This is a genomic window from Gillisia marina (assembly GCF_000258765.1).
GTDB classification, from domain to species: domain Bacteria; phylum Bacteroidota; class Bacteroidia; order Flavobacteriales; family Flavobacteriaceae; genus Gillisia; species Gillisia marina.
Map to the genome: position 1 here is coordinate 1 of NZ_AJLT01000069.1, position 409 is coordinate 409.

Annotated in this window: 1 protein-coding gene; it reads right to left on the reverse strand. The window is 35.2% G+C overall.

Translation table 11 applies throughout. The features are described from left to right. The coding region (locus ON07_RS13125) for a cadherin-like domain-containing protein (protein WP_010232327.1) at nucleotides 1–409 on the reverse strand (409 nt) is incomplete at both ends.

Genomic DNA, 409 nt, shown 5'->3' on the forward strand with positions numbered 1-409 from the left:
TCATTATCCAATACTGAAATAGTTACCGCAGTATCTTCATCCGTAGTTGATGAATCATCTACCGCTACTGGAGCATCATTTACAGGTACTACAGTAATTAAAACTGTTGCAGTATCTATTCCCCCATTTCCGTCTGAAATTGTGTATTCAAATGAATCTTGTCCATTATAATTTGCATTTGGAGTATAAGTAAACGTTCCATTTTCATTTAGTACTACAATTCCATTACTTGGATTTGTATTACTAATTATTGTTAGTGGATCTCCATCAGGATCTGAATCATTATCTAGAACCGAGATCATAACTGCAGTATCTTCATTAGTTGTTACGGCATCATCTAAAGCAACCGGTGCTCCTTTTACAAGAACTGTAAAAATACAAGTTGTTGTGTTTCCAGCTGCATCGGTTA